Annotated in this window: 6 protein-coding genes and 4 pseudogenes; 5 read left to right on the top strand and 5 right to left on the bottom strand. The window is 65.5% G+C overall.

The window, feature by feature from the left end:
• Positions 1 to 394: pseudogene (locus RHBS_RS19550) on the bottom strand (hypothetical protein); the annotation flags it as partial.
• A 74-nt stretch (positions 395 to 468) separates the two neighbouring features.
• Between RHBS_RS19550 and RHBS_RS19545 the strand changes: the two are divergent.
• On the top strand, positions 469 to 993 hold the full coding sequence (locus RHBS_RS19545) for a helix-turn-helix domain-containing protein (protein WP_121870840.1): 525 nt from the start codon (positions 469 to 471) through the stop codon (positions 991 to 993).
• A gap of 20 nt (positions 994 to 1,013) precedes the next feature.
• On the opposite strand, the gene RHBS_RS19540 is transcribed toward RHBS_RS19545, so the two are convergent.
• On the bottom strand, positions 1,014 to 1,439 hold the full coding sequence (locus tag RHBS_RS19540; protein WP_121870839.1) for an HIT family protein: 426 nt from the start codon (positions 1,437 to 1,439) through the stop codon (positions 1,014 to 1,016).
• Positions 1,440 to 1,563: 124 nt separating this feature from the next.
• On the opposite strand from RHBS_RS19540, the gene RHBS_RS19535 reads away from it, so the two are divergent.
• The 3 genes and pseudogenes from RHBS_RS19535 to purD all read left to right on the top strand — a co-directional run bounded on the left by RHBS_RS19535 (position 1,564) and on the right by purD (position 6,166).
• Positions 1,564 to 2,817 (top strand): bifunctional glycosyltransferase family 2/GtrA family protein, encoded by a 1,254-nt coding sequence (locus RHBS_RS19535; protein WP_121870838.1) that lies wholly within the window; start codon positions 1,564 to 1,566, stop codon positions 2,815 to 2,817.
• Positions 2,814 to 4,838, top strand: a complete 2,025-nt coding sequence (locus RHBS_RS19530) for a glycosyltransferase family 39 protein (RefSeq protein ID WP_121870837.1) — start codon at positions 2,814 to 2,816, stop codon at positions 4,836 to 4,838. The genes RHBS_RS19535 and RHBS_RS19530 overlap by 4 nt, the downstream gene beginning before the upstream one ends.
• Before the next feature lie 78 nt (positions 4,839 to 4,916).
• Positions 4,917 to 6,166 (top strand): annotated as a pseudogene (purD, locus tag RHBS_RS19525) (phosphoribosylamine--glycine ligase).
• Between the two features lie 67 nt (positions 6,167 to 6,233).
• Here the strand turns inward: purD and RHBS_RS19520 are convergent.
• Complete coding sequence (locus RHBS_RS19520; RefSeq protein ID WP_128646263.1) at positions 6,234 to 7,070, bottom strand: DUF559 domain-containing protein; 837 nt, start codon at positions 7,068 to 7,070, stop codon at positions 6,234 to 6,236.
• A 167-nt stretch (positions 7,071 to 7,237) separates the two neighbouring features.
• Between RHBS_RS19520 and RHBS_RS19515 the strand changes: the two are divergent.
• Positions 7,238 to 8,396 (top strand): annotated as a pseudogene (locus RHBS_RS19515) (pyridoxal phosphate-dependent aminotransferase).
• 18 nt (positions 8,397 to 8,414) lie between these two features.
• Here the strand turns inward: RHBS_RS19515 and RHBS_RS30965 are convergent.
• Positions 8,415 to 8,705: a hypothetical protein gene (locus tag RHBS_RS30965; protein ID WP_237669463.1), complete on the bottom strand. Its 291-nt coding sequence runs from the start codon at positions 8,703 to 8,705 to the stop codon at positions 8,415 to 8,417.
• 74 nt (positions 8,706 to 8,779) lie between these two features.
• A pseudogene (locus RHBS_RS30960) lies at positions 8,780 to 9,067 on the bottom strand (beta-eliminating lyase-related protein); the annotation flags it as partial.
• Between the last annotated feature and the right edge of the window lie 25 nt (positions 9,068 to 9,092).

Genomic DNA, 9,092 nt, shown 5'->3' with positions numbered 1-9,092 from the left:
GTGCGCGATGATGCCCAGGCTCGACGCGACGACGGCCGCGCCGCCGAGGCCCTGAAGGATGCGCGCCAGAACGAAAATCAGCGTGTTGGGCGAGACTGCGCAGACGATCGCGCCGACGGCCAGGACGGCGGCTCCGAGTGCGAAACGTGCGGCGACGGCCGAAGTCGTCGGCGACGGTGCCGGTGGTGAGCAGCGCGGCGGCGAGGCCGATGCTCATCGAGCTGAGAATCCAGGTGCGTCCTGCTGCGTCGGACATCAGATCGGCCGCGGTGCTGTTGATCGTCGCGAGCGGTGCAGTGAACGCCATCAGGGTCAGCAGGGTGCCGAGCGCTGCGATGGTGAGCGCTCGGGTGCTGTTCGTGGTGCCGGCGGGCGAGGGTGCAGTGTCGGTCATCGTCGTCCTTTTGGTCTGGTGATCGAACTGTAAACGCCCAACTTGGTTCGGTCAACAGACTGTACTATCGCGTCATGGCACTCGGAATCGACTACGCCCGTCAGGACTGCTCCCTGGCCCGTGCCCTCGAACTCGTCGGCGAGCGCTGGACCATGCTCATCGTGCGCGACTGCTTCTTCGGCGTCCGACGCTTCGGCGACTTCCAGGTCCACCTCGACATCTCCAAGGCCGTTCTCGCGCAACGACTCGGCGCGTTGGTCGACGCCGGGCTGCTCGAACGACGAGCTCGGGCCTTCGAGGGCGGCCACGATGATTACGTTCCGACGGCCGCCCTCGAACGACTGTGGCCCGCCGTCTTCGCCCTGAGCTACTGGGGCGAGGAACAGACCGCGAAACCCGCAGGGAAGCGTCGACGATTCATGCACGCGCCCTGCGGAACCGACCTCGGACCACTGGGGATGTGCCCCGAATGCGGAGTTGCACCCGGGCCGCACGACATCGACACCGACATCGGCCCGGGCTACGACCCCGACACCCGATCCGACGATGTGTCGATGCACCTGCGAACGCGTCGACGACTGTTGACGCCCCTGCGCTGAGGCTCTCGGCTGCAGAGGTGTCAGTTCGGGACGTATGCCTCGTGTCCGAGGTCACGCAACGCCGCCCGGAGCTTGGTCGCCGCCTCGTCCTGTGACTCCGCGGAGGGATTCGGATCGGCACCCGAGATGTCGAAGTTGCCCATGTCGTAGGCCGGAAACACATGCAGGTGCAGGTGCGGCACCTCGAGCCCGGCAATCAGCAACCCGGCGCGGGGAGCGTCGAACGCGGTCCTGACCGCCTGGCCGATGATCTGAGCAACGGCGGTGATCTTGGCGAACGCGGCACCGTCGACGTCCTGCCACTGGTCGATCTCCTCACGCGGAACCACCAGCGTGTGGCCCTGGGTGACCGGTGCGATCGTCAGAAACGCAACCACGTCGTCGTCCTGCCAGACGAAACGTCCCGGGATTTCGCCGGCGATGATCTTGCTGAAAATGGAAGCCATGGGAACAGGATGCCCTATGCGGCTCCTGCGCATCGGTCGCTCCGCAGGCTCCGCTCCTGTCCTCCCAGGTGATTGCCAGGTTCGTCGCAGGGTGGGTCCAGCTCAGAGGCCGATTCTGGTCCACATGACAACGAATTCCCTCGCACGAGCAGGCCAGCGGCCCGGCTCGAACGCCACGGCCACTCTCGAGGTGGTCATCCCGGTATACAACGAAGAGGCGGATCTCGAACAGTGCATTCGTCGTCTGCACGAGCATCTGGACGACCGGATCCCGTTCCGGTCGCGAATCACCATCGCCGACAACGCCAGTACCGACGGCACCCTCGCGGTGGCACATCGGCTGGCCGACGAGATCGAGGGAGTTCAGGTTCATCACCTGGACGAGAAGGGTCGCGGACGGGCACTCAAAGCCGTCTGGCTGGCATCGGACGCCGATGTCGTGGCCTACATGGACGTCGATCTCTCCACCGACCTCAACGCTCTGATGCCGCTGATCGCGCCGCTGATGTCCGGTCACTCGGACCTCGCCATCGGATCTCGGCTCAACCGATCGTCCCGGGTGGTCCGCGGTGCGAAGCGTGAATTCATCTCGCGCAGTTACAATCTCATTCTGCGCACTTCGCTGCGCGCACGCTTCTCGGACGCGCAGTGCGGTTTCAAGGCCATGCGCACCGATGTGGCCCGGCAACTGCTGCCGCTCGTCGAAGACACCGGATGGTTCTTCGACACCGAACTGCTCGTCATCGCGGAGAAGGTCGGCCTGCGTATCCACGAGGTACCCGTCGACTGGGTCGACGACCCGAACAGCAGCGTCAACATCATCGACACCGCCGTCAAGGACCTGCAGGGATGCTGGCGCGTCGGCCGCGCCCTGGCAACCGGAGTGCTTCCGGTCGCCGAACTGCGTCGAAGCCTGGGACGGGAGCCGCTCGTGCCGGGAGTACCGCACGGAATGATCAGCCAGATGGTGCGATTCGGCATCATCGGCATCGCCAGCACCGTCGCGTACGCGTTGCTCTACCTGGTGCTGCACTCGTTGATCGGTGCGCAGGCCGCGAACTTCTTCGGACTGCTGATCACCGCGGTGCTCAACACCGCGGCCAACCGCGCCTTCACCTTCGGCGTCCGCGGATCGGACGGCGCAGGCAAGCATCAACTGCAGGGACTGGCGATCTTCGGTTTCGCCCTCCTCGTCACCAGCGGATCGCTCGCCGTGCTGCACGCGTGGGCACCCGATGTGTCCCGGCACGTCGAACTCGCCGTCCTCATAGTCGCCAATCTCGTTGCCACCGTGTGCCGATTCGTCGCCCTGCGGTGGGTCTTCCGTAGCTCTCAGTCGGGCGATTCCCAGTCCGCCGGTTCGGAGAAAGCTCTGTGACGACGACGATCGAACGCCCCTCGGCGGCTGCGCCGTCCACGCCTGCGACCTCCCCACGGTGGGAATGGATCGGGCTGATCGCGCTGTTGGTCGGCACCGGTGTCGCCTACATCTGGGGACTCGGCGCCTCGGGGTGGGCGAACTCCTTCTATTCCGCTGCGATACAGGCGGGTTCGGTGTCGTGGAAAGCGTTCTTCTTCGGATCCTCCGACGCCGCCAACTCGATCACCGTCGACAAGCCTCCGATGTCGCTGTGGCTGATGTCGTTGTCGGTGCGCATCTTCGGACTGAACACCTGGGCGATGCTCGTGCCCCAGGCTCTCCTCGGAGTCGCCTCGGTGGCACTGTTGCGAGCCACCGTCAAGCGGCGCTTCGGTGGCGCGGCCGGTCTGCTCGCAGGCCTGGTACTGGCCGTGACTCCCGTTGCCGCACTGATGTTCCGGTTCAACAATCCCGACGCGCTGCTCGTGCTGCTGATGATCGCATCGGTATGGGCGCTGCTGCGAGGCGTCGAGACCGGAAAGACCAAGTGGCTGTTGATCACCGGCATGTTCGTCGGATTCGGCTTCCTCACCAAACAGCTCCAGGTGATGCTCGTGGTGCCGCCGCTGGCACTGACCTACCTGATCGCCGGGCCGCCGAAGTTCCTCACCCGGCTGTGGCAGCTGTTCGGAGCTCTGGGCGCGATGATCGTCGCGGCCGGATGGTGGCTGCTGATCGTCGAATTCTGGCCGGCGTCCTCCCGTCCGTGGGTCGGCGGCTCGCAGAACAATTCGATTCTGGAACTCACGCTCGGCTACAACGGATTCGGCCGCCTCAGCGGTGACGAGACCGGAAGTGTCACTCCGGGACGCGGCGGTATGGGCGGGGACGTCGCGGGTGGGATGCCCGGTGGTATCTGGGGAGAGACCGGCATTCTCCGTATGTTCGACGCCTCCCAGGGCGGCCAGATCGCCTGGCTGATTCCGGCTGCATTGATCCTGCTCGTCGTCGGACTCGTGTTGCGCGGCAGAGCCCCTCGGACGGACGTACAACGAGCGTCGCTGATCGTCTGGGGATCGTGGTTGCTCGTCACGGGTCTGACGTTCAGCTTCATGGCCGGAATCTTCCACTCGTACTACACCGTTGCGCTCTCGCCCGCCGTCGCAGCTCTCGTCGGCATCGGCAGTGTGGTGCTGTGGCGGCAACGCGAGAGGTACTGGGTGCGCATCGCAATGGCCGTCGCGGTGGCGTCTACCGTAGCCATGGCGTGGGTGCTGCTCGGTCGCAGCGAGAGTTTTGTGCCCTGGCTGAAGTGTGCAATTCTCTTCGTCGGAGTTCTCGCGGTCATCGCACTGCTGATCCCGGCGCTGACCCGCGGCAGATTGGCTGCGGCGTCGATCCTGGCGGTGATGTTCGCCGGACTAGCAGGCCCGACTGCGTACGCCGTCGACACGATCGGCACCCCGCACAACGGATCCATCGTCTCGGCCGGACCCAACACCGGCATGCGCGGATTCGGCGGCATGGGCGAGGGTCGACGAGGCCAGGGCGGTATGCCGGGCGGAATGCCCGGTGGGATGCAATTGCCGGCCGGGGTGCAGCTACCGGCGGGCGCTCCCGGCCAGATGCCGGGTGGTGACGGTGCGGCTGGTGCCGAGATGGGTGGCGGTATGGGCGGTGGAATGGGTGGTCTTCTGGAAGGCAGCACGCCGACCACCGCGATCACCGAGATGCTCGAGCAGGACGCCGACTCCTACACCTGGGTGGCAGCGGCCATAGGGGCCAACACCGCGGCGGGCTACCAACTGGCCACCGAGGAACCCGTCATGCCCATCGGCGGATTCAACGGCACCGACCCGTCGCCGACCCTCGCCGAATTCCAGCAGTACGTCGCCGACGGAGAGATCCACTACTTCATCGGCGGCGGAGGTATGCCGGGAATGGAGTCGGGTACCTCGGCCGCGATCTCGGCGTGGGTCACCGAGAACTTCACCGCGACCACCGTCGACAACGTGACGTTCTACGACCTCACGCAGTAACACCGAACCACCACGAAAGAGCCCCGCACCATGACAGGTGCGGGGCGCTTTCGCGTCGAGCAGATAGTCTGATGCACTGTGCGCGTACTCGTCATAGGTTCCGGTGCTCGTGAGCACGCCCTTCTACTTGCGTTGAAGGCCGATCCGTCGGTCGAGAAGCTCTTCGTGGCTCCCGGCAACGCAGGTACCGCAAAGCTCGCCGAGCAGCACGCCGTCGATGTGGCGTCCGGCGAAGCGGTGACTGCACTCGCGAAGAAGGTCGAAGCCGATCTCGTCGTCATCGGACCGGAGGTGCCGCTGGTCCTCGGCGTGGCCGACGCCCTCCGCGAAGCCGGTATCGCCGCATTCGGCCCGTCCGCCGACGCCGCCCGCATCGAAGGGTCCAAGCTTTCGCCAAGGACGTGATGGCAGCGGCCGGTGTGCGAACCGCGCACAGTGAAATCGTAGATTCGCCCGCCCTGCTCGACGCAGCCCTGGACCGTTTCGGCCCCAACTGGGTGGTCAAAGACGACGGCCTGGCCGCAGGCAAGGGTGTCGTCGTCACCACCGATCGGCTCGTCGCCCGCGATCACGCCGCCGAACTCCTCGAGAACGGCCACCCGGTGCTGCTCGAATCGTTCCTCGACGGCCCCGAGGTGTCCCTCTTCTGCCTCGTCGACGGCGAGACCGTGGTGCCGCTGCTGCCCGCGCAGGACCACAAACGCGTCGGCGACGGAGACACCGGACCCAACACCGGCGGCATGGGTGCGTACACCCCGCTGCCGTGGTTGCCCGAGACCGCAGTCGAGGAGATCGTCCGCGGCGTGGTGAAACCCGTTGCCGCCGAAATGGTGCAGCGTGGTGTGCCGTTCTCCGGTCTGCTGTACGCCGGTCTGGCGATGGGTGCCGACGGCCCGGCGGTCGTCGAATTCAACTGCCGCTTCGGCGATCCCGAGACTCAGGCAGTGCTCGCGCTGCTCGATTCACCTCTCGGTGAGGTGCTGAACGCGACGGCAACCGGCACGCTTGCTTCACTTCCACAGTTGCGCTGGAAGGACGGCGCGGCCGTCACCGTCGTCATCGCCGCCGAGAACTACCCCGGTCGACCGCGTACCGGTGACGAGATTCTCGGCTCCGAAGGCGCAGGCGTCCTGCATGCAGGCACCGCGGTGAAGGACGGCGCGGTCGTCTCCGCGGGCGGACGCGTGCTGAGCGTGGTCGGCACCGGATTCGACCTCACCGCCGCCCGTGACGACGCCTACTCCCGTATCGCGGGAATTCGGTTGCCGGGCAGCCACTTCCGCACTGATATCGGCCTGGCTGCGGTGGAGGGTCGTATCTCGCTGTAGGTGACCTCAGCGCCCACTATTCGTGCTGAAACACCTTTTCCCGATTTTGGGAGCGAATTGTGGGCGCTCAGGTCAGTGCCTTCCGGCGTCGACGCACCGTATCGATAATCTGGTCCACCACGTACGCGAGGTTGCTCATCACCATCGCAGCCGAATAACGCAGAACCAACCAACCGTCGAGCTGCAAAGCGTTCTGCCGAACTCGATCGCTGGTGAACACCTTGGACTCTACGTGGAACTCACGGCCGTCTATCTCCACGATCACCCGTGACCTCCGGTCCATCAGGTCGGCAAAGTACCGGCCCACCTCGGCGTTGATTTCCAAGTGGTAGCCCCGCGCCGTGAGTGCGCGCGCCACTATTCGCTCCGGCTCGGACAAGGTGCGTGCACAACACACGCGTAGTTGTTTTCTCACCGCTGCAATCCCGGCCATTCCCGCAGACTTTTCACACTGCAGCGCAACCGCCCTCCAGCTGACCTTGTGCGTGAGTGCGGCGTCGAAGAATCGCTCCAGTGCAGTCGTGGGCAACATGGCTGCAGCGTCGATGATGCACTGTTCGATCGTGACAACGGGAAGCAGATCCACGTAGCTGGACTCGATCAGGGTTCGGCGGTATTGGCGAACCCACGGCGGGCCCGCCCGTTTCGTCGAGCGAGCGATCGTGAGGTGAACCTGCTCCGGTTCGTGGTCGAGCAGGGTCCACCACCACGCAGCCGTCAGGTGACTGAGTACGGCTTTCGGTTGCCACAACGTGACCGCGGCGCACCGGTCGCGGAAATCGGGCTCGCCGGTGCAGTAGATGGCAGGCAGTATCCGCGTCAACTTTCCGGTCTTGGTGCGGTAGGTGATAGCTCCTCTGGTCAGTCCCGAATCGAGTAGTTGTTGTTGCGTGTATACCGTCATTCGTACAGCCTTGCGTCGAAATAGTCTTCGCGGGAGAGAGATTCGCGAATTGTGGATAGCCTTGATTCCTGTGGATAACTGACCTCAGGTCACACTTTGCGAGGGCTCCGACGGTATTCCGTGTGGTAGTGCGAATTGTGGGCGGTGAGGTCAGTAGTGTCGATCGAATGCACAGTGAATCGCAGCGATCGATGGTCGAGCCGTTCCACGTGATGGATGTGTTCGCCGCGGCGGCCGAGCGGGCGCGCACTCACGGCGACGTGCTCTCTCTTGCTGCAGGTCAGCCCTCCACGCGAGCGCCCGAGCCGGTATTGCGCGCCACTCGCGAGGCCCTGGATGCGCACCTGCTCGGGTACACCGAGACGCTGGGGATTCTGCCGCTGCGTCGCGCGATCGCCGAGTATCACAGCGCGCGGTACGGCATCACCGTCGACGCCGACGACGTGGTGATCACCACCGGCTCGTCGGGCGCGTTCACGTTGCTGTTCCTCGCTGCGTTCGACGCGGGGGACACCGTCGTCATGGCCAGGCCGGGCTATCCGGCGTATCGAAACACGTTGGCGGCGTTGGGCTGCCGCGTCGTCGAGCTCGACTGCTTGGAGAGCACGCGATTCCAACCAACCGTCGCGATGCTCGAGGAACTGCCCGAGCCGCCCGCGGGGCTCATCATCGCGAGCCCGGCCAACCCCACCGGCACGATCATCGAACCCGACGAGTTGGCCGCAATTGCGCGTTGGTGCGACGAGCACGGAACTCTCCTGATCTCGGACGAGATCTACACGCATCGCCTACGGGGACGCGCGTACGTCGAGCGCCTGGGAGACCTCGAAAGAATCCGTCGCAATCGGATCGGTGTCGAAGTACTTCTCGATGACCGGATGGCGGCTGGGTTGGATGCTGCTGCCGACCCGATTGCGCAGAGCCGTCGAACGATTGGCGTCGAACATGACGGTCTGCCCACCGGCGATCTCCCAGGTTGCCGCCATCGCGGCGTTCACCGAGGAGTCCCGCATCGAACTGGATTCTCACGTCGAGCGCTACGCCGTCAACCGCCGAATTCTGCTCGACGGTCTGCCGGACATGGGTATCACCGACCTCGCACCGGCCGATGGAGCCTTCTACGTGTACGCCGACATCGCGCACCTGACGGACGACTCGCGGAGTTGGTGCGCGCGAGTGCTTTCCGAAACCGGGGTTGCATTGGCACCCGGCGTCGACTTCGACACCGAACGCGGACACCACACCGTGCGATTCTCGTTCGCAGGCACGACCGCCGACGTCGAGGAGGCATTGGAGCGCCTTCGGGTCGTGAGCGTTTCCTCGTAGCAGGCTACGAAGTGCCGCTCACGTGCGGCGCAGCCGCTCCAGCGCCTCGGAGATATCGGCGGCGTCGACGTCGCGGTGGGTCACGAAGCGCACCTTGCCCGCGACGGTCACCGCGGCGATGCCCAACTCGGCCAGCTCGAGGACCGTCGTCGCCGGGTCGGGAACCGTGGCGAGGACGATGTTCGTCTCCGGCTTCGGTACCTCCCAGCCTCGCTCGCGCAGCCCGGAAGCGAGGGTGGACGCGTTGGCGTGATCCTCGGCCAGATCACCGATGCGACCCAGTGCGACGAGCCCGGCGGCGGCCAGCACACCACCCTGACGGACGCGCCGCCCAACATCTTTCGGACGCGCCGAGCCTCGTGGATGCGCGCGGAATCCGCGACCAACATCGAGCCGACGGGTGCACCGAGGCCCTTGCTCAGGCACACCTGCACCGTGTCGGCACCGGCAGCGAGCGCCGCGACCGGAACATCCAGGGCGACAGCGGCATTCCACAGCCGCGCGCCGTCCAGGTGGACTTTCAGTCCGCAATCACGCCCGGCGGCAACGAGATCCGACCACTCGTCCGCTCCGATCACAGCACCGCCGGCGAAGTTGTGGGTGTTCTCGAGCGAGAGCAGCGTCGTCCGTAGCGCGAAATACGGCCCTGCGCCGCCGGCCTTCGCGCGCACCGTCGACGCGAGGGGACGGCCGGGG

It is taken from the genome of Rhodococcus sp. BS-15 (assembly GCF_000813105.1).
Taxonomy (GTDB): Bacteria; Actinomycetota; Actinomycetes; order Mycobacteriales; family Mycobacteriaceae; genus Rhodococcoides.
The sequence above is the reverse complement of the archived record's forward strand: the minus strand, read 5'-3'. Positions and strand labels throughout refer to the sequence as shown.

Excerpts from the sequence above, each read along its gene's own strand:
- RHBS_RS19545 (WP_121870840.1), top strand. The coding sequence starts at position 469 with ATGGCACTCGGAATCGACTACGCCCGTCAGGACTGCTCCCTGGCCCGT.
- RHBS_RS19540 (WP_121870839.1), bottom strand. The coding sequence starts at position 1,439 with ATGGCTTCCATTTTCAGCAAGATCATCGCCGGCGAAATCCCGGGACGT.
- RHBS_RS19535 (WP_121870838.1), top strand. The coding sequence starts at position 1,564 with ATGACAACGAATTCCCTCGCACGAGCAGGCCAGCGGCCCGGCTCGAAC.
- RHBS_RS19520 (WP_128646263.1), bottom strand. The coding sequence starts at position 7,070 with ATGACGGTATACACGCAACAACAACTACTCGATTCGGGACTGACCAGA.